Raw genomic sequence first — 22940 nt, 5'->3', positions numbered from 1 at the left:
AGGTTACGAGTCTCCGTCAAAGATCGCTGCGCCTGCCCGCGTCACGCTCGCCAGCCAGGGCCCGGGGTACTCGGCGACGAGCTTCTCGATCTCGTTCCACCAGCGCAGCCAGAGGCGGAGCTGCTCGAACAGGGTCAACTGACCGGCGGTGGTCTGGAAGCACGCTCGGACGCCGTGGTCCAGTAGCGCCTGGCGCTCGAGCGGGCGGCTGCGGATGCGCTTGTCCCGAGTGAGGACGACGAGACCGGCCTGGCCGACGAGGGGGAGCCACTCCTGGTCATTGGCGCCTGCCGGTACGAGGTCACCAGGTCCGCCGGGCCACGTGATATCGCCGCGGACGTAGTGGAGGGCCTGGGCGACGCCGATGCTGTTCTCGTCGAAGAACCAGCGCGGACTCTGGAGACGAGCGGGCACGTGTCAGGCGGCTCGGGTGAGCTCGCCGTGACGGCGCTCGAACTCGACGACCTGCTCGACGTCGGTGACGGAGATCGAGTAGATTTCCGCAACTCTGTCGGGCTCCTCTCCGGCGCTCACCAGCTCCGCGACGATCTCGGTGCGCACGCCGACGTTCGGGATGGTCGGCTCGCCGAAGCTGCGTGTGGGGTCGAGGACGATCGGCTTCCCCCGTCCGAGGGGGAACAGTCGCTCGGCGACGTCGCCTGCGTCGTTGAACTCGACCTTGTCGAGGAACGCCACGGCCGGGTCGGACGGCATCAGGGTCCCGTCGCGGCCGAGGATCACGATGCTCAACGCCGGGTCGAGGCCGACGAACTCCTGTGCTTCGAGGGCGAGTTCGCGGCCCGAGGTGTAAGGCTTCAGCGTGGCGAGCGGGTACTGCACCTGGAGGCGGTCGCGGAGGAACCCGATGACGGGGCGGAGGTACTGCAGGGTGACCCGTTTGGCCCGGTACTCCCGCAGGTAGCCGGCTTCGATGAACTCGCCCCAGGTGACGGTGTCCACTCCTGTGGAGCGCTCTCGGATCACGGGGGCGTAGGTCGTGTTCCCGCGTTCGTAGCCGTCGATCCAGCGGCGCAGGCCGTCGGTGCGCAGGCCGAGGAGCCGCGCGGCCTGGCTCATGCCGTAGACCGGGCGGTCGAGCAGCTCCGCGCTGTTCTCACCCACGAGCGTCAGTGTGCACCATTGCACCGACGACGTGGGCGAGGTTGCCGGGCACCGCGTGGCATGGCTCGTGGCATGAGGTCGGAGTCTGACCTGCGACGTCAGTGCCGTAGGTGCCGTGAGCCGCGCGATCGGTGCTGGTAGAGCGGTGAGCGACGCACATCGGTTGCCTCGTAATGCGTAGGTCTGGGGTTCGACTCCCCAAGGCGGCTCGTTTGCGCAGGTCAGATCGCGCTTATGGATCTTGCCTGTCCCTTTTTCGTGGCTCGTGGCCTCTCTCAGGCGGGTTCTTGCCGGTCAGCTGCCTGCGACGTGGCCTCCACGCGTGTGTGCGTCGGTCGGTCGCACCTCCTTGCTCATGGTTCTCTGTCCACAGCGGGTGCGGCTGTCCGACATTGATCGTTGCTTCCGATCGTCGGCGGTGATCACCGGCTCTTCCGGAAATGGAGTGCAGGTGAGGGCGTGATCGACCGCGCGGGTGGGGTCGTGTCGCTGCGGTGAGGCGGGCCCCGAGAAGTTGATGATGAAGGTTCCTACGCCGAACACCGTCAACAAGCCCGGGGACCCGATGTCGCAGCCTACGTGCCCGCCTGCCCAGATCGTGGCCGACACGATCATCCGTACCGTCGAGCTCGGGGTGCGGATCACCGACGCCGCCCTGGCCGGGGAGACCACGGTGCTGTGGTGCGACCTGCTCACCGACGGGCCCGGCGCCTGCCCGGGGTGCGGACTGACCGGGATCTACCGCGACAGCACCGAGCGCCGCGTCAGCGACGTCCCGGTGGTCGGCCATCCGCTGCAACTGCGGGTCCGGGTGCCGCGCTACCGGTGTGTCCACGATGACTGCGCCCGCGAGATCTTCGCCCACGACTCGACCCGCCTGGCCCGTCCCGGTGCGTCCACGACCCGGCGCTGCGCGGAGTACGTGTTGCGCCGCTTGGCGATCGACAAGGCGACGGTCGCCGCGGTCGCCCGTGAGCTGGGCCGCAGCTGGGACACCGTGAACAGCGTCGCGGTCGCCGCGACCGAGCAGCTGCTGCGCTCCGCCGGGCCGGCCCGCCTGGACGGGGTGCGGGTGATCGGGGTCGACGAGCACAAGTGGGCGCACGTGTTCGGCGCCGACGGAGACGGGTTCGTCACCGTGATCACCGACCTCACCGATGTCGTCGCAGGCCACGGCCGTGCGCGGCTGCTCGACCTGGTCCCGGGCCGCTCGGCGGCGGCCCTGAAGACCTGGCTCGACGCCCGCGACCCGGCCTTCCGCGACGGGGTCCGGGTCGTGGCGATGGACGGTTTCGGCGGCTACAAGAACGCCGCCACCGACGCGTTGCCCGATGCGGTCACGGTGATGGACCCGTTCCACGTCGTCGCCCTGGCCGGGCACAAGCTCGACCTGTGTCGCCAACGTGTCCAGCACGACACCCTCGGCCACCGAGGCCGCACCGGTGACCCGCTCTACCGGGCACGGCGGACCCTGCGGACCCGCCTCGGACTGCTCACCGACCGCCAACGCACCCGGCTTGAGGCGGTCTTCGCCGCCGACGAGCACGTCGCGGTCGAGGTCACCTGGTGGGCCTACCAGCAGATCATCGCCGCCTACGCCGACCAGGACCGCCGACGCGGCAAAGCATTACTCAGCGGCGTGATCTACCGGCTACGCACCGGGCTACCGCCCGGGCTCGACGAGCTCACCACACTCGGCCGAACCTTGCACCGGCGCCGCGTCGACATCCTGGCCTACTTCTCCCATCGCGCCTCGAACGGCCCCACCGAGGCCATCAACGGCCGACTCGAAGCCCTCCGCCGCAACGCCATGGGCTTCCGCAACCTGATCAATTATCGGATCCGGTCGCTACTGCACTGCGGAGCGCTCGCACTCTAAATCCGGAAGAGCCTGATCACCGACATCGGTGGGACGGCGGAGCCACCCGCACCGTCGTCGGGCGCTTCGTTATCGGAGTGGGGTGGGCGACGACGGTGTGGTCGGGGCGGGGAGGTCCAGAACGCGGGAGTTGCGGAGTCGCCAGACCAGTGAAGCGAGTCCGAATCTGGTTCGTCCGATGCCGTTGTCGAGGGGGTCGTAACCCAGTTCGGCGATGATCGTGTCGAGCCGGGTCTGCAACGTGCTGTGGTGGACTCCGGCATTCCGCGCCGCCTGGCGTACGGAGCTGGTTCGCACGAGTGCGTCGACGGTGGCCGAGCCCCACGGGTGGGACATGATCGCGTCCAGGGAGTCGACGTCGGGCAGGTCGCTGTCCAGGGGGAGGTCGGCGAGTAGGCCGACCAGGCCGCCGTAGTCGTCGGCGAGGACCGACGGTGCGACCTCGGGATCGCACAGACGCAGGGCGACCACCGCCGTGCGGAACGACCTGTGCAGGTGGTCGACGTCGGTGGCCGGCCCGGTTCCGATCGGCCGTGCCGGGACGGGCGCGTGGTCGTGGGGTACGACCAGGGCGTGGATCGATCCGTAGGGGGTCGCGACGACGTCCTCGGCGCCGGACGGGTGCTCGTCCCACACCGCGAACAACGGCGCCGCGATGACGCGGTATCGCGCGGTGGACACGAGATTGAGTCGGGCCGCGGCGAGACGGCGGGTCTCGGTCGGGACGGTCGGGTCGAGCAGCAGGCCGAGATCGCGGCGGCCGTCGATCTCTCGTCGGCCTCCTCCGAGGCGGATGCGGACGGCCAGCGCCAGGCGTTCGAGGACGATCGCGTCGTTCGCATGCGGCTCGCCGTCGCGCTCGATCCACACGGTCAACCCCTCGGCCGTGATGGCCGAGCAGCTCCCTGGCGTCGGCGGCCCGTCGTCGGGGGCCACAATCTCGCCGCGCGGGCTGACCCGGAGCGACCGCGGGGGGAGATCGCTCTGGTAGCCGGCGTTGCACCCGGAGAGGGAGGCGGCCGCACTCAGCAGTGCTCGGGTGTTGACGTTGCCGATGATCAGTTCGTCGAAGCAGGCGATGACCCGCAGACCGAGGCTCGCCTGCGGGTCGAGCGCCGAGATCCGACCGAGGAGTTCTTGCACGGGCGCCTCCCGACGACTGGTGGGTGCAGTCTAGTGGCGTGGGTCACCGGATCAGTCCGCGAGGATCTTCTCGACCCAGTTGTTCCGCGTCCGGACCATGCCTCGGGCGACGACGGTGTGCGGGGCGAAGATGTCGAACGCGTGGAACCCGCCGGACCAGACGTGCAGCTCGGCGTCGCCACCTGCGGCCCAGAGGCCGTCGGCGTAGGCGATCGCCTCGTCGCGGAAGATCTCGGCGGCGCCGACGTCGATGAAGGCAGGCGGGAGCCCGGACAGGTCCGTCGCCCGGGCCGGCGCCGCGTACGGGGAGACGTCCGGCCCACCGCGCGCCTCGCCGAGCAGCGCGGACCAGCCGGTCTCGTTGCTGACGCGGTCCCAGACCCCGACGCCGTCGAACTGGCCGGTGGAGGCGGTGACGCCGCGGTCGTCGAGCATCGGGTAGTCGAGGACCTGGCCGCACAGGGCTGGGCCGTCGCGATCCCGCGCCGCGAGCGCCATCCCGGCCGCGAGCCCACCACCGGAACTGGCCCCGGCCACCATGAGCCGGTCGTGGCGGATGCCCAACTGCCCGGCCGTCGCCGCCGCCCATTCCAGCGCGGCGTAGCAGTCCTCTCGGGGGAAGGGGTCCGGGAACTCCGGCGCGAGCCGGTACTCGACGGCGACCAGGACTGCGCCGAGGTTGTCGACCCAGTCGAGCACCAGGTCGGCTCCACTGAAGCGGTCGCCGAACATCAGCCCACCGGAGTGGACGAAGACGATGCCGGGCCGGGGGGAGCCGGCTCGGGTGGGGCGCAGCACCGACACCTGGATCGGCTCGCCTCGATGGCCGGCGATCGTGTGCTCGCTGTGTGTGATCGCGCGTCCCCGCAGCGTGTCGTCGATCGGCGGGGAGGCATAAGACCGCCGCATGAACGCGATCAGGTTCGGGGTGATGGTCGGCGGGAACACACCACCGACCACGGCGAGGCCGGCCTTCAGCTCCGGGTCGAACTCCGGCCGGGCTCTGGACGACACAGGCTCCTCCGACAGGGTGCGGCGGCAGGGAGACGACGACCGCCGCGACGCTGCCGGCGGGTGCAGCGTCGCGGCGGGTCGACGATCACAGCGAAGCGTAGAGGGCGGCCTCGAAGTCCCCGTAGAGCTTCCACGCCTCGTGCTCGGTGATGAACGGCAGCGAGTTCGTGTAGATCGACGCACAGATGCCGGTGGTGCGGTCGATGAAGAAGTGGGTGTTGAACAGCCCGGCCCACGCGCCCGTCCCGGCCCGCCGGGCGCCGGGGACGTCCTGGGTGTTGATCAGCAGCCCGTAGCCCCACGTCCACCCTTCACCGAGCTTCAGCGTGTCGGTGATCGGAGCGTCTGCCGTCCTGATCTCCGTCGGCATCGGAGCGCCGTCGAGCTGGTCGGTGAACGCCGCGTCCACGGTCTCCCGGCTCAGGATCCGTACACCGTCCAGCTCACCGCCGCGCAGCAACGCCCGCTCGAAGCGGATGTAGTCACGCGGGGTCGAGTGCAGACCGTGGCCACCCGCCCACCACTGCGGGTCGTCGGGCAGGACGTTGCCCGCCGAGATCCACTTGCCGTCCTCGCCCTTGACGTGCACGGGCGTCTTGTTCGCCTGGCGTGCCTCGTCGAGGGCGAACATCGTGTCGTCCATGCCGAGCGGACCGGTGATGTTCTCCTTGATCACCACGTCGAGGGTCGAGCCGGCGACGGCTTCGACGACGCGGCCGAGCCAGTCGGTGTTGATGCCGTACTCGAACTTCGTGCCGGGGTCGGCGACCAGTGGCGCCTTGAACGCGGCCATGTCTCCTGGCACCACGTTGGGGATGCCGGTGACTTGCTCGTACTTGACCAGGTCCTCGTTCCAGAACCAGTACGTCAGTCCCGAGGTGTGGGTGATCAGCTGCTTGACGGTGGCCTTCGACCTCGGTGCGCGTAGGCGCGGGGTGTCACCGTCGAAGCCGTCGAGGACCTGCAGCTCGGCGAAGTCGGGAACGTAGCGCTCGACCGGGGCCGAGAGATCGAGTTCACCGCGCTCCACCTGCTGCAGCGCGGCCACGGTGGCGACCATCTTGGTCATCGACATGATGCGGAAATGGGTCGACGTCGACACAGGCCTCGCACCGGCGTCGTCGAGCCGAACTCCGGCGGCCCCTTCGTAGAACACGCCGTCGGCGTCCGCGGCGATCGCGGCCACGTGCGGTACGGCACCGGCGTCCACTGCCCCCTGCAGCACCTGGTCGATGCGGGATCCTTCAATGTTCCTCGACACGGAACCTCCGTTGGCTCAGATCTGGTCGCGACGCCCACAGGCCTGCGGGACGTCTTCCGACGACGGTCTCGAGTGTGGTCGGCGCCACACCGGTTGGTAACCGACGGCGCGACGAGAATCTCGACCTGTCGCCCGCCATGTGGCGGTCCGGCGCCGGCCGGCAGGTCGACCACGGCCGACCACAGGGACGCGGTGTCCCGGTCGGCGAGAACTCGATTCCGTGTGGCCTCCTTCATGGCCTCCAACGCAGGCGCACGGAGGTGTGCGGTGCGCACGATGAACCGGGCGACGTGCACGAACGGACTCGGCGGGGACGGTGTGTCCGGTGACACGAGTTCTCGTAATGCGTAGGTCTGGGGTTCGACTCCCCAAGGCGGCTCCATCTCCTGCAGGTCACCGGACTGATCCGGAGCCGGGTCCGCGTCGCCATGATGACACGGACAGCCCATTCGCGGTGTGCGCAGTCGGAGCCATCGTCCGCGGCACGAGCCGGACGCGTAGGCTCGCTCCTCGGTCGACACGCCGGGCCGTATCAGCTGGTTCTCCGCACCTTCCGTAGCGATCGAGCAGGTGTCGTCCCACCGTGGGGGCGGACGATCACAGCCGCTGCGTCGTCAGACCGAGGAGCCGGTCGGCGTTGCCGTGGGTGACCTGTTCGCGCTCGCCGTGGGAGAGGTCGAGTTCACCGAGGAAGTCCTGTGTGCCGTCGAGGTGGAGGAACGGGTAGTCGGTCGACCAGATGATGCGGTCGATACCGACCACGTCGCGGACGTAGTCGAACTGGGACCGGTGGTACATCCCGCTGGGGGTGACCCAGACATGAGATCGATAGGTGTCGGTGATGGTCCGGGACAGGCCGGTGTCACCGGGGGAGAGCACGTCGTCGAGGCGTGGGAGGTAGAACGGGACCATCTCGCCCCAGTGCCCGCTGATGATCTGCAGATCGGGTAGCTCGTCGAAGATCCCGGCGAGGATGAGGCGCAGCGCGTGGATGCCTGCCTCGTGGTGCCAGCCCCACCCACCGAGTGACAGTTCTGTGGTGACCTTGTCGGCGAAGCCGGCGTGCTGCGCGGGAACGAGGCGGCGTACGCCGGGTGGTTCCTCGACCAGGGCACTCGCGGGCGCGGAATCCGTCCGGATCTGCGATCCGCGATGGCCGGGACGTTCGCGCGCCCGGACGCCCTCCGCTGTGCGTTCGCCCTCTACCGGTCGCTGCCCGAGACCGGACGCCAGATCTCCACGGCGGTGGCCGGTGCCCGGTTGACGGTGCCCACGACCGCGGTCGGAGCCGCGCCGGTCGGCCGCGCGCTGGAGAACCAGCTGCGCGGGGTCGCCGACGTCCTCGACGGGCATCTGTTCGACGACTGCGGGCACATCGTGCCCCTCGACCGGCCGGACGAGCTCGTGGCACTGCTGCGGCCCGGATGATGCCGGGTGCCGTCGGACGCCGGGCGCGGCCGGCGGACCCCGGGCGCGCCGGCCGGTCCCGGACGAGGCCCGAGGAGCGGGTCGGGGGAGCAGCGTCCGGTGCGGCCGCGGCTGGTGCTCGGTGCGCTCGTCGCCACCGGGCGGCCCGACGCCGACACCGGCCGGCGGCCCCGGATCAGATCCCGGTCATCCCGGCGTCGACGGTGTAGATGCTGCCGCTGACGTAGCTGGCCCGGTCCGAGGCCAGGAACAGCACGACCGAGGCGATCTCGGCCGGGTCCGCGTAGCGCTTGAGCGCGGTGAGCCCGGCGAACTGCTCCTGGACGCCCGGGATGTCGTCGGGGGACATCCCGTTCTCGATCGAGCGCATCATCCTGGTGTCGACCGGCCCGGGGCACACCGCGTTGACCCGGACGCCGGCCGGCGCCGCCTCGACGGCGGCGACGCGGGTGAGGCCCACGACGGCGTGCTTGGACGCCGTGTACATGCCCAGCCCGGCGAACGCGATGACCCCGGCCATCGAGGAGGTGTTCACTACCGACCCGTGGCCCTGTGCGGTCATCACCCGCAGCACGTGCTTGAGCCCGAGGAAGGAGCCGCGCACGTTGACCGACAGGATGGTGTCGACCGTCTCCAGGTCGGTGTCCACCAGCGGGCCGGTGGCGCCCTCGACGCCGGCGTTGTTGAAGAACACGTCGATCGCGCCGAAACGGTCGCGGGTGGCGGCGACGTAGCCCTCGACCTGCTGCTCGTCACGGACGTCCGCGACGTGCAGCAGCACCCGGGCGTCGTCGACGCCGAGCCCGGCCGCGACCTTCTCCAGCGCGGAGCGGTCGAGGTCGACGAGCGCGAGGGAGGCGCCCTCCGCCGCGAACGCCGCGGCGGCCGCCGCGCCGATGCCGCCCGCGGCTCCGGTGATGAGGACCGTCCTGCCGTCGAATTCCATGGTCGTCTCCGTTCTCGTCGGTCGTGCTGACGGGACCGAGCCTCGGCCGGAGCGGGGCCGCGGCGCCCGGACGGCCGTGCACCGGCGCAGGTACCGGCGCGCACCGCCGGGTCTCACGCGGGCGTCGCCGTCGCGGTGCGGGCCGCGTCACCCACTGGTCCGGCGGGCGAAACAGCCAGGCAACGAACCGGTGGTCACATCGGTCACCCGCACTCCTGGAGGCGTCGTGACATCCGGCTACTGGTCGACCCGGGACCGTCCCGTGCGCGAGCAGCACGCCTACTGGCGCGAGGTCGTCTGCGACGCGTTCACCCCGCTGGTCCCGCTGCCCCAGCCGCGGGCGGGTGACTGGGCGTCCCAGGGGGTGGCGGGCTGGGTCCGGTCGCGGCGGGTGGCCGACGTCAACTGCGCCGAGATCGCCACGGTCGGGCAGGTGAACCTGCACGGCACGCGGGAGGTCGCCCGGACCGCGGAGGCCACGGTCTTCGTCAACCTGCAGCTCGCCGGATCGTGCGTCGGGTCCCAGGGCGGGCGCACCTGCCACGTCCCGGCGGGCTCGTTCGCCCTGTTCGACGCGACACGGCCGTTCCGGCTGGACTACGCCGGGGACTGGCGGTCGCTGTCGTTCCGGGTGCCCCGCGACCGGCTGATGTCGCTGGTGGCGCGGCCCGACGACGTCACGGCGACCACCGTCGACGGCTCCCGCGCACTCGACGCCGTGGTCGCGGGCACCATGCGGTCGGTGTGGGACGCCGTCGAGGACCTGGGCGACGCCGAGGCCCGCGCGGTCAGCTCCGGTTTCACGACCCTGCTGGCCACGGCCTGCGGGGCGACCGACGAGGCCCGCGGCGCCGGCCGCCGCACGCTGGCCGCGTCGCTCTACACGTCGGTGTGCACCCACCTGCAGGACAACCTGCGGAACGGCGACCTCGCGGCCGCCCGGGTGGCGGCGCACTTCGGCGTGTCGGTGCGGACACTGCACAACGTCTTCCGGGACTCCGAGCACACCTACGCCCAGACGATCACGAAGCTACGGGTGGACGCCTGCGCCCGTGACCTCGCCGACCCGGCGTGCCGGGAGTCGCTGACCGCCCTCGCCGCCCGGTGGGGCTTCTCGACCTCTCCCACCTCAACCGGGCCTTCCGCACCCACCGCGGCCACCGGCCCGCCGACCTGCGCCCGGCCTGAGACGGCGACGGCCCGGACCCGGCGAGCGGTGGGCTCGCCGGACCCGGGCCGACCGGCCCGCCGCGCTCAGGCGGGCGGGGCGAAGCTGGTGAACGGCATGACCGGCGCGACCTTGCGGTCGCGGTAGCGCCAGGCGCCGTCCTCGCGGACCAGCTCGTCGGTGTACACGCAGACGGTGCCGCTCACCGTCCCCGCCGTGTTCGCGAAGAACAGCAGGTAGCAGGTCTGGGTGGCGGTGTCACCGGACACCGAGACCACCTCGTTCATGGTCAGGTGCCGCATCGGGCCGAAGGTGTCCCGGCACAGCGGGACGAAGGCCGCGAGCTCGGCGTGGCCCTTCGGGGTCTGGCCCTCGATGAGGGCGTGGAACACGCCGTCCGTCGAGAAGGTGGCGGCCCACTCCTCGGGGGTCCCCTGGTCGACCGCGAAGTTGTACCGGGCGTTGAGCGCCCGGATCTCCTCGAGATCGGCGAGCGTGTCCGTGCTGATCATGATGAATCCTCCGGTCCGGTCCCGTGACGGGGTCCTGGATCCCGACGCTAGGAGCGGACTCCACGGGCGGCCTTGGACACGACTGCACGCCTGCGTGCACCAGCGTGCACGGACCGGGGTGTCGCCGGCCACGCCCTGCACGGCGGGCCTCCCCGTCGTGTCGGCGCTTCGGCCCGGCCGGGCCACCGTGCGGGTCCGTCCGCGTTAGACTTGGCATCATGTCATCGGATCCTGACGCGTCGGCCGGGGCCGGCCGGGACGCCGGCCCCGCCTTCGACGCGCTCGCCGATCCCGTCCGCCGCCGCATCCTGGCCGTGCTCTCCGAGCACGACGAGGTCAGCGCGGGCGACCTGGCCGACCACATCACCTCGGTCGGCCGCACGGCCGTCTCCACCCATCTGCGGGTGCTCCGCGTCGCGGGGCTCATCACCGAGCGCCGTTCCGGCCGGTACCGCTACTACTCCATCGAGCCCGGTGGTGCGGCCGCCGACGTCATCGCGCTGCTGCGCACCCTGTTCCAGTCCTCGCTCGGCGAGGTGGGCTCCGCCGTGGAGAGCCGTCCCGCGACGGACCGGGAGGGCGCGACCGGATGACCGGACCCTCCGTGCCGGGAGACTGACCCCCATGGGGACGATCGCGCTCGCGGTGGAGGAGTTCGTCGCCGCCGACCCGGCGGTCGTCTTCGGACGTTTCGGGCGCGACTCCGGCGCAGGCTGGCTGTTCGGTGCGGCGTGCGACCGGGTCGCGGTGGGCGAGCCGGTCACCCTGCGGGCGCCCATCGCCGGCGGGCCGCCGGTCGACGTGCTCGGCCGGATCAGCGAGCTCCGCGGACCGCGCACCATCACGATCACCCACGACCAGCCCTGGCGGGGCCGCATCCGGCTGCGGTTCACCCCCGCACCCGGCGGCACCCGGATCCGGCTCGACGCCGGGATCGACGAGCGCGGTCTGGAGTGGCTGATGCGCCGGCGCGGTCACCCGGTCCGCGACCACGCCGTCACGGGGCCGCGCATCGGGGTCCTCACCAGCCGGTCCGGCTCGGGTGGGCTGTTCGCCTCGGCGGTGGCGAACGTGGCCACGCTCGCCGTCGAGGAGATCAACGCGGCGGGCGGGGTCGGCGGCAGGCCGGTGGACCTGCTGGAGGCCGACGACGCCACCGACCCCGGCACCGGGGCGCTGGAGGCGCTGCGGCTGGCCCGGGCCGGCTGCCGGACGATCTTCCTGACGACGACGTCGGCCACCTACCACGCCGTGTCGACCGCCCTGACCGGCCGCGACGTGCTCGTCGTGCACACCAACATGAACGAGGGCGGCGGCGAGTCCCGGCTGCGGATCCGGCTGGGCGAGCGGCCCGCGACCCAGATCGTGACGGCGGCGGGACCGGTCATGCGGGCAGCCGGTGGACGTCGCTGGTTCCTGGCGGGCAACGACTACGTGTGGCCCCGTGCGGTCAACGCCGCCGCGCGGGAGGTGCTCCCGGCGCACGGCGCGGTGCTGGTCGGCGAGGGCTACGCCACGCTCGGGGCCCGGGACTTCGCCCCGCTGGTCGAGCGGATCGCCGCCTCGGGCGCCGACATCGTGCTCAACACGTTCGTGGGCGCCGACGCCGCCGCGTTCGAGCGTCAGTGCCACGCAATGGGTCTGCGCGACCGGACCGTCAGCCTCGGCCCCGCGATGGACGAGGCCACCCTTGAGCGGATCGGACTGCACGCTTCCCAGGGGATCCACGGTGTCTCCGGCTACTTCCAGCACCTGCAGACCGAGCGCAACGGGTCGCTCCTGAAGCGCTACCGGGCCCGCTTCGGCCAGTGGGCGGCGCCGCTGTCGTCGTTGTCGGAGTCGATGTTCGAGGCGATCCACGTGTGGTCCGCCGCGGCCCGCGCCGTCCGCTCGACCGAGCCGGTGCCCGTCGCCGACGAGATCCGGTCCGGCCGCTACGACCTCCCGCGGGGCACCCTGGCGCTCGACGGCCACCACCACGTCGAGCAGCCGCTGCACCTCGCGGCCGCCCGCGGCGCGACCTTCGGCTCGATGAACGACAGCGAGGGACGGTCGTGAATACGCGCGTGTAACAGAGGTGGGACGGGTGTGTCAGACCTCGTGTCAATGCGTCTGTATTGATTGACATGTGCAGGCATGAACCCTAGCTTTCTCGCATCCCCCGATGTGAGGAGCACCACCTGATGGCGATTCCACCCCCTGATGCCGCCCGTCTGGCGGCGTTGAACAAGCACTATGCGTTCGGTCTGTCCGAGGCGGAGTTGGCCGAGTTCGGTCCGGCGGTGGCTGCGACGCTGGCGTCCTCGGAGCGGGTCGAGGAGCTCTATCGGGCGTCGGCGCCGCAGGCCCCGCAGCGGGAGTGGTCCGAGCCGGCGGACAACCCGCTGGGTGGCTGGTACGTGACCACGTCGGTGACCGGTGCGGCGGAGGGCCCGTTGGCCGGGCGGACCGTGGCGCTCAAGGACAACATCGCGTTGGCCGGGGTCCCGATGACCAACGGGTCGGCCACGGTGGAGGGGTTCGTGCCCTCCCGTGACGCGACGGTCGCGACCCGCCTGCTGGCCGCCGGGGCGACGATCACCGGTAAGGCGATGTGTGAGGACCTGTGTTTCTCCGGGGGCAGTTTCACCTCCCGGCCGTGGCCGGTGGGCAACCCCTGGGACCCGACCCGTATCTCGGGTGGGTCCTCGTCGGGTAGTGCGGCGCTGGTCGGGTCCGGGGCGGTCGACATGGCCGTGGGTGGTGACCAGGGCGGCTCGATCCGTATGCCGTCGGCGTTCTCGGGCACGGTCGGGCACAAGCCCACCCACGGCCTGGTGCCCTACACCGGTGCGTTCCCCATCGAGGCCACGATCGACCATCTGGGCCCGATCACCCGCACGGTGTCCGACGCCGCACTGATGCTGGGTGTGATCGCCGGGGTGGACGGGCTCGATGTGCGTCAGCCCACCGAGCTCGAGCCGGTCGACTACCTGGCTGCCTTGGAGCGGTCGGCAGGCGGGTTGCGGGTCGGGATCGTGACCGAGGGCTTCGCCCGCCCGGAGAGCGACCCGGCCGTGGACGAGGCCGTGCGTGCGGCGATCGGGACGCTGACCGATGCGGGTCTGGTCGCCGAGGAGGTCTCGATCCCCTGGCACCTGGACGCGATGGCGGTCTGGAACGTCATCGGGACCGAGGGAGCCGCGCACCAGATGATCGACGGCAACGCCTACGGCATGAACTACCCGGGTCTCTACGACCCGGAGCTGATCGCGCACTACCACCGCGGGCGTCACGCCCGCGGGTCGGAGCTGTCCAAGACCGTCAAGCTCGTCGGCCTCTCGGGTGGTTACACCTTCGCCCACGCGGGAGGTGCCTACTACGGGATGGCCCGCAACCTGGCCTTCGAGGTGCGAGCGGCCTACGACGCGGCCCTGACCGGCTACGACGTGCTGGTCATGCCGACCGTGCCCTACACCGCGCCCGAGCTGCTCGGGCTCGACGCCGATCTGGACAGCTACCTGCCGACCGCGCTGGGGATGATCGGCAACTGTGCCCCGTTCGACGTGTCCGGGCACCCGGCCGCGTCGGTCCCGGCCGGGCTCGTGAACGGGCTCCCGACCGGTCTGATGATCGTGGGCCGGCGTTTCGACGACGCGACCGTGTTGCGGGTCGCGCACACCTTCGAGCAGGCCGTCGGCGGCTTCCCCGCTCCGCCGGCCCTCACCACCGTGGGAGGACAGCAGTGAACGGAGTCTTCGATCTCGGCGGCACCGACGGGCTGGGCAAGGTCGAGAACGACCACATGTCCGAGCCCGTGTTCCGTGCCGACTGGGAGAAGCGTGCCTTCTCCATGTTCGCGCAGAGTGCCCGCGCCGGGCTGTTCAACGTGGACCAGTTCCGGCACGGCATCGAGAAGATGGACCCTGCCGAGTACCTGATCTCGAACTACTACGAGCACTGGGTCCACACGGTCGAGCACTACGCCGAGGCCGCGGGCGTGCTGGACCCGGCCGAGCTGGAGGCGCGGACCCGGCACTACCTGGAGAACCCCGACGCCCCGCTCCCCGAGCGGGAGACCGACACCGAGATCGTCGAGTTCGTCGACTGGGCGGTCACCAACGGGTTCCCGGCCCACCGCGAGTCGGACAAGGTCGCGCAGTTCTCCGTCGGCGACGAGGTCGTCGTCTCCTCCGAGAGCCCCTTCGGCCACACCCGCCGGGCCCGCTACATCCGCGGCCGCCGCGGCGTGATCAGCGCGGCCCACGGCACCTACCTCTACCCCGACACCGCCGGCAACGGGCTCGGCGACTGCCCCGAGCACCTCTACACCGTCCGCTTCGACGCCACCGAGCTGTGGGGCGCCGAGTACGCGGACCCGAACGGCGTCAACTACTTCGACGTGTGGGAGCCGTACCTCTCGCCCGTCCCTGCCACCCAGGGAGCCTGACCCATGACCGCGAAGCCCACCGACACCCCGCTCCGCACGCAGGAGGAGATCACCGCCCGGGTCAAGGCCCTGGAGTCGCTGCTGATCGAGAAGGGCGTGATGACCACCGCGGCGGTCGACCGCCTCGCCGAGGTCTACGAGAACGAGGTCGGCCCGCAGCTGGGGGCGAAGGTCGTCGCCAAGGCGTGGACCGACCCGGAGTTCAAGGCGCGCCTGCTGGAGGACGCCTCCGCCGCCTGCCGCGAGCTCGGGGTCGGCGGCCTGCAGGGCGAGGAGATGGTCGCCGTCGAGAACACCGACGACGTCCACCACGTCATCGTCTGCACGCTGTGCTCGTGCTACCCGTGGCCGGTGCTCGGGCTGCCCCCGAACTGGTACAAGGCGCCTCCGTTCCGTGCCCGCATCGTGCGTGAGCCCCGCAAGGTGCTGGCCGAGGACTTCGACCTGCCACTGCCGGACAGCGTCGAGATCCGGGTGTGGGACTCCAGCTCCGAGCTGCGCTACTGGGTGCTGCCGCAGCGCCCGGCCGGCAGCGAGCACCTCTCCGAGGACGAGCTGGCCGCGCTGGTCACCCGGGACTCGATGATCGGCGTCGGCACGGCGAAGCCGGTCGTCACCGAGGCGGCCCGCGGATGAGCGCCGGGGTCCGGACGGGCGCCACCGAGCTGGGCGACGCCCGCCGCCGGATCGAGAAGCTCGTCTGCGACATGCCCGGGGCGGACAAGCCGTTCACCGAGCCGTGGGAGCTGCGGGCCTTCGCCATGGCGGTCGCCGCGTACCACGAGGGCCACTACGAGTGGAGCGAGTTCCAGCTCTCCCTGGTCGAGGCGATCAAGGCCTGGGAGAACGGCGACGGCGGCGAGCCCTGGAGCTACTACCAGCACTGGCTGGACGCGCTCGAGCACACGCTCGCCGCGAGCGGGGCCCTGTCGGACTCGGTCGCGCTCGACGACCGCACCCGCCAGGTCCTGGCCACGCCGCGCAACGCGAACCACCACGAGGCACGACGCGAGCCGGTCGCGATCGACCCGGCCCGCTGAACGACGCGTGCGGGACCGGTCCGCGCTCCCCGCGGGCCGGTCCCGCACGTCCTTCCCGACACCCCGATCGGAGGCGGCACCGTGGACCTGCTGGTCAACCTGGCCGAACGCGCGGTGCTCCGGCACGGCCTCACCACCGCCGCCACGATCGACCGCTGGTACGACCACCACGCCGACGAGGTCGGCCCCCGCGCCGGTGCCCGTGCGGTCGCCCGGATCTGGACCGGCACGGGGCGGCCGGACACCGCGGACGCGGCCGGTGCCCGGCTCGGCCGCTGTGGGTGCGGCCGGGTCTGGCGCACCCACCGCGACACCCCCGGTGTCCGCAACGTGGTGCTCCCCGCCGCGACCGGGTGCAGCGGCTGGCCGGTGCTCGGGGTGCCCCCGAGCTGGTACCGGCCGCGCTCGGAGTACCTGCTCGACGTCGCGGGGGACACCGGCCCCGGGGTCCGCACCGCGATCTGGTCGGACTCGGCCCGCGTCCACCACCTGGTCGTCCCGGGGGCGCCGGCGCGGTGCACCGACGGCCCGGCCGACCTGGAGGGACGTGTCAGCCGGGCGGCGCTGCGGGGTCTCGACCCCGCCCCGTCCCCGGCGCCGCCGGACGCCCGGTGGGCCCGCGGCCTGCCCGGGTACGACCTCGACGAGCGGCTGCTCGACCGGCCGTGGCAGCTCCGCGCGGTCGCACTCGTCCTCGCCGTCGGGACCGACCGCCCGGACCTGCGCCCGCTGCTCGCCGCCGCGGTCGCCGCCGCGCCCTCGGCCGAGGTCTACGCCGCCTGGCCCGCCGCGGCGGCCGCGGCCGTGCGGACAGCGCGTGGGTGTGGACCCACGGGGTCCGGGTAGCCGGGGTCCGACGGCTTCAACCCCGCAGGCCGTGTCCACGACCCCGGAAGGGGTCGCGCCCCACAGCCCACGAGGTGTCACCCGTGTTCCTGCACGTCCAGCGACTGTTGAACGAGATCGTCCCCGACGAGCCCGACCCCGCCGCGGCGAATGCGCTGCAGGAGGGGCTGGGTGGCCAGTTCGGCGAGATGCGCACGATGATGCAGTACCTGTTCCAGAGCTTCAATTTCCGCGGTCCGGACGGGAAGCCCTTCCGTGACCTGCTCTACGGCGTCGGGACCGAGGAGATCGGGCACGTCGAGCTGATCGCCACCACGATCGCCCGGCTCACCGACGGCTCGCCCCGCTACCAGGGCAGCGCGACCGACGACATGGACACGCCCGGCGCAGGCGGGGCGACCCCGCTGAGCGCGGCCCTGACCGAGGGCAACATCCACCACTACCTGGTGGGGGCCCAGGGGGCGCTGCCGGTCGACGCGCAGGGTGACCCGTGGACGGGCAAGTACGTCTACGACAGCGGCAACCTGCCGCTCAACCTGCTCTACAACCTCATGCTCGAGTCGACCGGCCGGCTGCAGAAGTGCCGGCTCTACGAGATGACGGCGAACAGGACGGCGCGCTCGACGATCGCCTACCTGATCGTGCGCGACCAGGCCCACGAGAACGCCTACGCCAAGGCGCTCGAGGCGCTCGGGGTCAACTGGAACACGCTGCTGCCGATCCCGAAGACGAACGCCGAGAAGTTCCCCGAGGTGGCGACGCTGCTGGAGCAGGGTCTGCAGAGCAAGCAGTACACGTTCAGCCTCGACCAGCTCTCCGAGGCAGGGAAGCTCTACCGCGGTCCGTCGCCGTCGAACGACGGGACGACGCTGTCGACCGCGCAGGCGCCCGACGGCGTCCCGATGGACATCGCCGTCGAACGGCCCGAGGAGTTCGGACCGGGACTCGACCCGGAGCTGCTGGCGATGGTCCAGGCCGTCGCCGAGATGGAGGGTGACGAGCCCGCAGGTCAGTGGGGTCGCGTCGGCTGACGCACGTCCGGGCGGACGGGGCGGGACCGGACGCGGTTCCGCCCCGTCGTCGTGCAGAACCGCCGACTCGGCGACGACACCATATCGTGTGAATATCTGACGCTCGGTGATTGTTCCCCACGATGGTGTTCTGAGCTTGATGGGCACCTTTCCCGCCATTACGGTTCTTCTCAGCCGGTTCGGGCTCCCCCCCCCCCTTTGTCGTCGGGCCGGCACGTGCCCGGATCCGAATGGATCCGTGACTCACCAGGAGAAGACTGTGCAGAAGAAGAAGGCCGGTTTCGTCGCCGCCGTGTCCGCCGTCGCCCTGATCGGCCTGTCGCCGCTGGCGTTCGCCGGCTCGGACAGCGTCATCGACAAGGACGCCAAGGGCCTCGTCGCGGGTGCCAACGGCAACAACGCCCAGGTCCCGGTCCAGGCGTGCAACAACAACGTGCCGGTCAACGTCCTGGGTGTCCAGGTTCCGGTCGAGGACGCCGCTGCGGGCAACGGCCTGACCGGTGCCGCCGGCATCGCGGGCAAGGGCAAGGCCGTGTCGGGCGACTCCACCACCGACCAGTCCGACACCTGCGGCCAGGAGGCCGGCGCGGGCGACTCGGTCAACTGACCGACTCCTCGTCGCTGACGTGCCCCGGGACCCTCGTGGTCCCGGGGCACGTCCGTGTCCGGGGCAGGGTCGCGTGACCACCCGCCGTGGTCGTCGTCGCCGGTCCCGGCGCCGCTCCGGGCGGTTCGCCCCGATCGCATTCGACCCGATCGTGGGAGTATCCGAACGGAAAGTAATTCGGCCACCCGATGGTGGTAGAAGAATTGTTCGGGCTCTCCCGCACAGCTAGATTCGCAGCCAGTCGGCACGGACTCCCCCTTTTTGTCAGCGTGCCGTCATGGAACGGGGCCTTCACCACGGCCCTGAGACCTCATCAGGAGAAGAACTGTGCTGAAGAAGGCCGGAATCATCGTCGCGGCGTCCGCCGCGTCCCTGCTCGCCGTCTCCCCGCTGGCCTTCGCCGGCGACTACGCGGGCGACTCCGCCAAGGACGGCAAGCACCACGGCAAGCACGAGTCGGGCCACATCGACAAGGACGCCAAGGGCCTGCTCGCGGGTGGCCTGAACGGCAACAACGTCAACGTGCCGATCCAGGTCTGCAACAACAACGTCCCGGTCAACGTGCTGGGCGTGCAGGCCCCGATCGAGGACGCGAACCTGCTGAGCGGCATCACCGGCGCCCTCGGCCTGGGTGGCAAGGCCAAGGCGGTCTCCGGCGACTCGACCACCGACCAGTCCGACAACTGCGGCCAGACCTCCGGCGCGGGCGACTCGGTCAACTGACCTTCCCGTACCGCGACGTGCCCCGGGACCGTGTGGTCCCGGGGCACCGTCGTGTCCGGGGTCAGCCGCCGGCCCGGCGTGCCTCGCGACGCCGGCGCGCCTCGTCCCGGCGACGGCGCTCGGTGTCGGTCGACGGGACCAGCTCCGGGACCGGCACCGGACGCCGGTGCTCGTCCATCGCGACCATCGTGAAGTAGCAGCTGTTGGCGTGCCGCTGGGTCCGCTCGGTGATGTTCTCCGTGGTGACCCGGATGCCGATCTCCATCGAGCTGCGCCCGGTGTCGTTCACCGACGCCAGGAAGGTCACGAGCTCGCCGATGTAGATCGGTTCGCGGAAGCGGACCCGGTCCACCGAGAGCGTCACGACGTAGGTCCCGGCCCAGCGGCTCGCGCAGGAGAACGCGACCTGGTCGAGCAGCTTCAGGATCGCACCGCCGTGGACGTTGCCGGAGAAGTTCGCCATGTCCGGCGTCATCAGCACGGTCATCGTGAGCTGATGGCGGGGCAGGCCGCCGGGCGCGGTCACGTCGCCACCGCCAGGATCTCCCGGGTCACCGTCTCCCAGGCCGCCGACAGCGGGTCGACCACCGCGAAGTGGTCGCAGCCGCGCAGCTCGACCAGCCGCACCGACGGGCGCCGGCCGGCGTAGGAGCGGGAGATGCCCAGCGGGACGCGGTCGTCGGCGTCGCCGTGCACGATCGTCACCGGTCCGGGCGGGGGCGGGCCCGCCGCCGGGTCCAGGTCGGTGCGCCCGGCCGCCGGGCCGCCGAGGTAGGCGCGGACCGCGCCGTCGCCGAGGTTCTCCGCGTCGGCCAGCGCCAGGTCCGCGACCGGGGCGAGCGGCACCGTCGCCCGCACCAGCGACGGCTCGACGGCCGCGGCGTGCAGCACCAGGTGCCCGCCCGCGGAGTGCCCCACCGCGACGACCGGTCCGGCGACGGCGCGGGCGGCCCGCAGACCGGCGAGCACGTCGGCGACCGTCGCGTCCGGCTCGCCGGGCACCCGTCGGTACTCCAGCGAGGCCACCGGCAGCCCCAGTGCGTTCAGCGCGGCCGCCGTCGACCGCAGGTGCGTCCGGTCGATCGGGGGCCGCCAGAACCCGCCGTGCACGAGCACGACCAGCGGGCGTCCGGGCCCGCCGTCCGGCCACAGGTCCATGACCTGGTCGGGGTCGTCGCCGACGGCGACGGTGCGGGGCGGCTCGGGGGCCGGGCGGGACAGGACCGATCCGTTCACGACCGGTGGTCTAGCACGGATCACCCCGACGGGCGCCCCGTGGCGGCCCGCCGCCCGGCCTTGCGCAGCTCCAGCACCGCGACCGCGGCCACCGGCACCAGCGCCGCCGCCGTCCACTGCGGACCGGTCAGCGGGGTGAGCCGCAGCGTCTCCCGCAGCACCGGCACGGTCGTGACAACCCACACCGCCACGGCGGTCACCACCGTCCACCACGGCAGGAACCGGTTCGCGAACAGCCCCGCCCGCAGCACCGGCGTCCGCTCGGTGCGCATCACCCAGGCCAGCGCCAGGTGCCCGGACAGCCAGCCCACGAACGCGACCGTCTGCGAGGCGGTCACCAGGTACAGCCCGCCGACGGCGGCGAACAGCGCCGCCGCCCCCGCGGCGAGGTCGCCGAGCAGGGCCCGGTCCAGGAACCGTGCACCCGGGTCGCGCGGTGGGCGGGTCATGGCGTCGCGCTCGGCGGGTTCCGCGGCGAAGGTCGCGCTCCCCGCGATGTCCATGAACATCTCCAGCACCACGATCTGGATCGGGGTGAACGGTACGGCCATCCCGGTGAGCACCCCGGCGGCGACGGTCGCGACCAGCCCGGCCTTGCAGGCCAGGTAGTAGGCGACGCCCTTGCGCAGGTTCCCGTGCAGCGTGCGGCCCTCGTTCAGGGCCCGGGTGAGGGTGGAGACGTCGTCGTCGGCCAGGACCAGCCCGGCCGCCTCGCGCGCCACGTCAGTACCCGACGAGCCCATGGCCACGCCGACGTCGGCCCGGGCGAGCGCGGGGGCGTCGTTCACGCCGTCCCCGGTCACCGCCACCACCTCCCCGCCGGCCTGCAGCGCCGTGACCAGGCGCAGCTTGTGCGCGGGCGAGACCCGGGCGAACACCGGCGTCGACGCGACGGCGGCGGCCAGCGTCGCGTCGTCGAGACCGTCGAGGTCGCGGCCGGTCAGCACCGGGTCCGGGTCGATCCCGACCTCCGCGGCGACGGCCCGGGCGCAGGCGGGGTGGTCGCCGGTCACCATCACGACCCGCACCCCGGCCCGCCGCGCGGCGGCGACGGCCTCGGCGGCGCCCGGGCGCGGCGGGTCGGACAGCGCCACGACCCCCGCGAGGACTAGGTCGCGCTCGGCGGCGCCGACGGTCGCCGGGACCTGCGACGCCGGCCTGCTCGCCACCGCGATCACCCGCAGGCCGCGGGCGGCGAGCGCGGCGACCCGGCCCGCGGTCTCCGGCGACGGCGCCGCGCAGCGGGCCAGCACCGACTCCGGCGAGCCGGTGGTCACCACCGTGGCGGTGCCGGACGCGCCGGCGGGCAGGACGACCGTCATCGTCTCCCGGCCGGGGTCGAACGGGAACCGGGCGACCGGTTCGGCGGGCGTCGGCAGGCCCCGGTCGCGGGCCGCGACGAGGAACGCGACGTCGGTCGGGTCACCGGACCAGCCGCCGTCGGGCTCGGGGGCGGTCTCGGTGCAGGCCGCGCCGAGGCCGAGCAGGGTGTCCTCGTCGACGCCCGGGGCCGGTTCGACCCGCGCGACGGCCATCCGGTTGCGGGTGAGCGTGCCGGTCTTGTCGGTGGCGAGCACCGTCACCAGCCCGAGGGCCTCCGCCGCGCGCAGCCGCCGGACCAGCCCGCGCCGCCGCGACAGCCGGTACGCGCCGAGCCCGAGCACCAGGCTGACGATGATCGGCAGCTCCTCCGGGACCGTCGCGAAGGCCAGGGTGAGCCCGGTCAGCACCATCTCCCGCCACGGCCGCCCGGTCAGCACGCCGACCAGCGGGACGAGCACGCTGAACGCGATCGCCAGTGTCGCGAGGCTGCCGGCGAGCTCGCGCATGGCCTGCTGGAGCGCGGTCCGGGGCGGCCGCGCCGCGACGACGAGCCCGGTCAGTGTTCCCAGCTCGGTGGCCGTCCCCGTCGCGACGACGACGCCGCGGGCCCGCCCGGCGACGACCGTCGTCCCGGCGAACACCAGGTTCGCCCGCTCGGCCAGTGCGGTGTCGCCGGAGAGCACGCGGGCGGCGTCCTTGGGGGCGGCGACGGGTTCCCCGGTGAGGGTCGACTCGTCGACGCGCAGCCCCCAGGTCTCGACCAGACGCAGGTCGGCGGGCACCCGCGAGCCCGCGGCCAGCGGCACGAGGTCGCCGGGGACGATGTCGTCGACCCCGACCGAGAGGGTGCTGCCGTCACGCACCACCGGCGTCGTCGGGGCGGTGAGCTCGCCGAGCGAGGCGATGACCGACTTCGCGCGGAACTCGGCGAACACCTCGACCCCGACGACCGCCGCGATGATCACGACGACGGCGACGGTGTCGTCGAGCCGCCCCCAGACGCCGTAGAGCACCGCGATCGCCGCGAGCAGCAGCATCATCGGCTCGGTGACCTCGTCGGCGAGCACCCGCAGGAAGGTGACCCGACGCGGGACGACCCACCGGTTGGGACCGTGCCGCCCCCGCCGCGCCGCGGCCTCGGCGCCGGTGAGGCCCCGCAGTGCGTCCGTACCGAGGCCGTCGACCACGGCCGCGCCGGTCGTGGCGTGCGCCCTGCCGCTCACGGGCTGCCC

At 72.2% G+C, this 22940-nt stretch carries 24 protein-coding genes; 13 read left to right on the top strand and 11 right to left on the bottom strand.

The annotated features are described in order from the left end of the window. Positions 1-3 precede the first annotated feature (3 nt). A complete protein-coding gene (locus tag MTO91_RS25845) occupies positions 4-414 on the bottom strand; it encodes a PIN-like domain-containing protein (protein ID WP_405421027.1) in 411 nt (136 codons plus the stop codon). A gap of 3 nt (positions 415-417) precedes the next feature. Further along, complete coding sequence (locus tag MTO91_RS25840) at positions 418-1122, bottom strand: DUF433 domain-containing protein (protein WP_331141189.1); 705 nt, start codon at positions 1120-1122, stop codon at positions 418-420. Positions 1123-1687: 565 nt separating this feature from the next. On the opposite strand from MTO91_RS25840, the gene MTO91_RS25835 reads away from it, so the two are divergent. Further along, entirely contained in the window at positions 1688-3001 is a 1314-nt protein-coding gene (locus tag MTO91_RS25835) for an ISL3 family transposase (RefSeq protein WP_476654971.1), read from the top strand. A gap of 69 nt (positions 3002-3070) precedes the next feature. Here the strand turns inward: MTO91_RS25835 and MTO91_RS25830 are convergent, their stop codons facing one another. The 4 genes from MTO91_RS25830 to MTO91_RS25815 all read right to left on the bottom strand — a co-directional run bounded on the left by MTO91_RS25830 (position 3071) and on the right by MTO91_RS25815 (position 7451). After that, complete coding sequence (locus MTO91_RS25830) at positions 3071-4144, bottom strand: helix-turn-helix domain-containing protein (protein WP_251783439.1); 1074 nt, start codon at positions 4142-4144, stop codon at positions 3071-3073. A 51-nt stretch (positions 4145-4195) separates the two neighbouring features. Then, the gene (locus MTO91_RS25825) at positions 4196-5158 is read right to left on the bottom strand and encodes an alpha/beta hydrolase (protein ID WP_405421033.1); all 963 of its coding nucleotides are present in this window, start codon (positions 5156-5158) and stop codon (positions 4196-4198) included. Between the two features lie 85 nt (positions 5159-5243). Further along, complete coding sequence (locus MTO91_RS25820) at positions 5244-6419, bottom strand: serine hydrolase domain-containing protein (RefSeq protein WP_476653080.1); 1176 nt, start codon at positions 6417-6419, stop codon at positions 5244-5246. Positions 6420-7016: 597 nt separating this feature from the next. Beyond that, the gene (locus MTO91_RS25815; protein WP_476654970.1) at positions 7017-7451 is read right to left on the bottom strand and encodes an amidohydrolase family protein; all 435 of its coding nucleotides are present in this window, start codon (positions 7449-7451) and stop codon (positions 7017-7019) included. Between the two features lie 30 nt (positions 7452-7481). On the opposite strand from MTO91_RS25815, the gene MTO91_RS25810 reads away from it, so the two are divergent. After that, positions 7482-7847 carry a hypothetical protein gene (locus tag MTO91_RS25810; RefSeq protein ID WP_476654996.1) on the top strand — a complete coding sequence of 122 codons (366 nt, stop codon included), beginning with the start codon at positions 7482-7484 and terminating at the stop codon, positions 7845-7847. A gap of 175 nt (positions 7848-8022) precedes the next feature. Here MTO91_RS25810 and MTO91_RS25805 read toward each other — a convergent pair whose 3' ends face one another. Further along, positions 8023-8793 carry an SDR family NAD(P)-dependent oxidoreductase gene (locus MTO91_RS25805; RefSeq protein ID WP_476653079.1) on the bottom strand — a complete coding sequence of 257 codons (771 nt, stop codon included), beginning with the start codon at positions 8791-8793 and terminating at the stop codon, positions 8023-8025. 226 nt (positions 8794-9019) lie between these two features. Between MTO91_RS25805 and MTO91_RS25800 the strand changes: the two genes are divergently transcribed. Then, positions 9020-10108: an AraC-like ligand-binding domain-containing protein gene (locus MTO91_RS25800; RefSeq protein ID WP_476653078.1), complete on the top strand. Its 1089-nt coding sequence runs from the start codon at positions 9020-9022 to the stop codon at positions 10106-10108. Here the strand turns inward: MTO91_RS25800 and MTO91_RS25795 are convergent. Beyond that, entirely contained in the window at positions 10048-10473 is a 426-nt protein-coding gene (locus MTO91_RS25795) for a nuclear transport factor 2 family protein (RefSeq protein ID WP_357437193.1), read from the bottom strand. The two genes, MTO91_RS25800 and MTO91_RS25795, sit on opposite strands and share 61 nt — an antisense overlap. A gap of 218 nt (positions 10474-10691) precedes the next feature. Here MTO91_RS25795 and MTO91_RS25790 point away from each other — a divergent pair, with 218 nt between their 5' ends. The 10 genes from MTO91_RS25790 to MTO91_RS25745 all read left to right on the top strand — a co-directional run bounded on the left by MTO91_RS25790 (position 10692) and on the right by MTO91_RS25745 (position 19149). After that, positions 10692-11066, top strand: a complete 375-nt coding sequence (locus MTO91_RS25790; RefSeq protein ID WP_357437190.1) for an ArsR/SmtB family transcription factor — start codon at positions 10692-10694, stop codon at positions 11064-11066. Between the two features lie 31 nt (positions 11067-11097). After that, positions 11098-12531: an ABC transporter substrate-binding protein gene (locus tag MTO91_RS25785; RefSeq protein ID WP_476653077.1), complete on the top strand. Its 1434-nt coding sequence runs from the start codon at positions 11098-11100 to the stop codon at positions 12529-12531. Positions 12532-12656: 125 nt separating this feature from the next. Then, the gene (locus tag MTO91_RS25780) at positions 12657-14201 is read left to right on the top strand and encodes an amidase (RefSeq protein ID WP_476653076.1); all 1545 of its coding nucleotides are present in this window, start codon (positions 12657-12659) and stop codon (positions 14199-14201) included. Further along, positions 14198-14902 (top strand): nitrile hydratase subunit beta, encoded by a 705-nt coding sequence (gene nthB / locus MTO91_RS25775; protein WP_405421042.1) that lies wholly within the window; start codon positions 14198-14200, stop codon positions 14900-14902. The genes MTO91_RS25780 and nthB overlap by 4 nt, the downstream gene beginning before the upstream one ends. Before the next feature lie 3 nt (positions 14903-14905). Then, entirely contained in the window at positions 14906-15538 is a 633-nt protein-coding gene (nthA, locus tag MTO91_RS25770; protein ID WP_208822819.1) for a nitrile hydratase subunit alpha, read from the top strand. Beyond that, a complete protein-coding gene (locus MTO91_RS25765; RefSeq protein WP_476653074.1) occupies positions 15535-15942 on the top strand; it encodes a nitrile hydratase accessory protein in 408 nt (135 codons plus the stop codon). The genes nthA and MTO91_RS25765 overlap by 4 nt, the downstream gene beginning before the upstream one ends. A gap of 81 nt (positions 15943-16023) precedes the next feature. Then, positions 16024-16788: a nitrile hydratase subunit alpha gene (locus MTO91_RS25760; protein ID WP_251783453.1), complete on the top strand. Its 765-nt coding sequence runs from the start codon at positions 16024-16026 to the stop codon at positions 16786-16788. 83 nt (positions 16789-16871) lie between these two features. After that, complete coding sequence (locus tag MTO91_RS25755; protein ID WP_251783454.1) at positions 16872-17819, top strand: manganese catalase family protein; 948 nt, start codon at positions 16872-16874, stop codon at positions 17817-17819. 259 nt (positions 17820-18078) lie between these two features. Continuing rightward, positions 18079-18426, top strand: coding sequence for a hypothetical protein (locus MTO91_RS25750; RefSeq protein WP_208822832.1), 348 nt, complete (start codon positions 18079-18081; stop codon positions 18424-18426). A gap of 327 nt (positions 18427-18753) precedes the next feature. After that, complete coding sequence (locus MTO91_RS25745) at positions 18754-19149, top strand: hypothetical protein (RefSeq protein ID WP_476653071.1); 396 nt, start codon at positions 18754-18756, stop codon at positions 19147-19149. Between the two features lie 61 nt (positions 19150-19210). On the opposite strand, the gene MTO91_RS25740 is transcribed toward MTO91_RS25745, so the two are convergent. Genes MTO91_RS25740 through MTO91_RS25730 form a run of 3 tightly spaced genes read right to left on the bottom strand, consistent with a single transcriptional unit; the run spans position 19211 to position 22931 of the window. Beyond that, the gene (locus MTO91_RS25740) at positions 19211-19675 is read right to left on the bottom strand and encodes an acyl-CoA thioesterase (RefSeq protein WP_217266902.1); all 465 of its coding nucleotides are present in this window, start codon (positions 19673-19675) and stop codon (positions 19211-19213) included. Next, the gene (locus tag MTO91_RS25735; RefSeq protein WP_405421049.1) at positions 19672-20385 is read right to left on the bottom strand and encodes an alpha/beta hydrolase family protein; all 714 of its coding nucleotides are present in this window, start codon (positions 20383-20385) and stop codon (positions 19672-19674) included. Before MTO91_RS25735 ends, MTO91_RS25740 begins: the two co-directional genes overlap by 4 nt. 20 nt (positions 20386-20405) lie before the next feature. Then, complete coding sequence (locus MTO91_RS25730) at positions 20406-22931, bottom strand: cation-translocating P-type ATPase (protein WP_476653069.1); 2526 nt, start codon at positions 22929-22931, stop codon at positions 20406-20408. Between the last annotated feature and the right edge of the window lie 9 nt (positions 22932-22940).

It is taken from the genome of Pseudonocardia sp. 2-7, assembly GCF_056341085.1.
The sequence above is the reverse complement of the archived record's forward strand: the minus strand, read 5'-3'. Positions and strand labels throughout refer to the sequence as shown.

Bases quoted from the DNA above. Each gene is read 5' to 3' on its own strand.
- MTO91_RS25835 (WP_476654971.1), top strand. From the start codon at position 1,688: ATGTCGCAGCCTACGTGCCCGCCTGCCCAGATCGTGGCCGACACGATC.
- MTO91_RS25805 (WP_476653079.1), bottom strand. From the start codon at position 8,793: ATGGAATTCGACGGCAGGACGGTCCTCATCACCGGAGCCGCGGGCGGC.
- MTO91_RS25795 (WP_357437193.1), bottom strand. From the start codon at position 10,473: ATGATCAGCACGGACACGCTCGCCGATCTCGAGGAGATCCGGGCGCTC.
- MTO91_RS25790 (WP_357437190.1), top strand. From the start codon at position 10,692: ATGTCATCGGATCCTGACGCGTCGGCCGGGGCCGGCCGGGACGCCGGC.
- MTO91_RS25785 (WP_476653077.1), top strand. From the start codon at position 11,098: ATGGGGACGATCGCGCTCGCGGTGGAGGAGTTCGTCGCCGCCGACCCG.
- MTO91_RS25780 (WP_476653076.1), top strand. From the start codon at position 12,657: ATGGCGATTCCACCCCCTGATGCCGCCCGTCTGGCGGCGTTGAACAAG.
- nthA (WP_208822819.1), top strand. From the start codon at position 14,906: ATGACCGCGAAGCCCACCGACACCCCGCTCCGCACGCAGGAGGAGATC.
- MTO91_RS25765 (WP_476653074.1), top strand. From the start codon at position 15,535: ATGAGCGCCGGGGTCCGGACGGGCGCCACCGAGCTGGGCGACGCCCGC.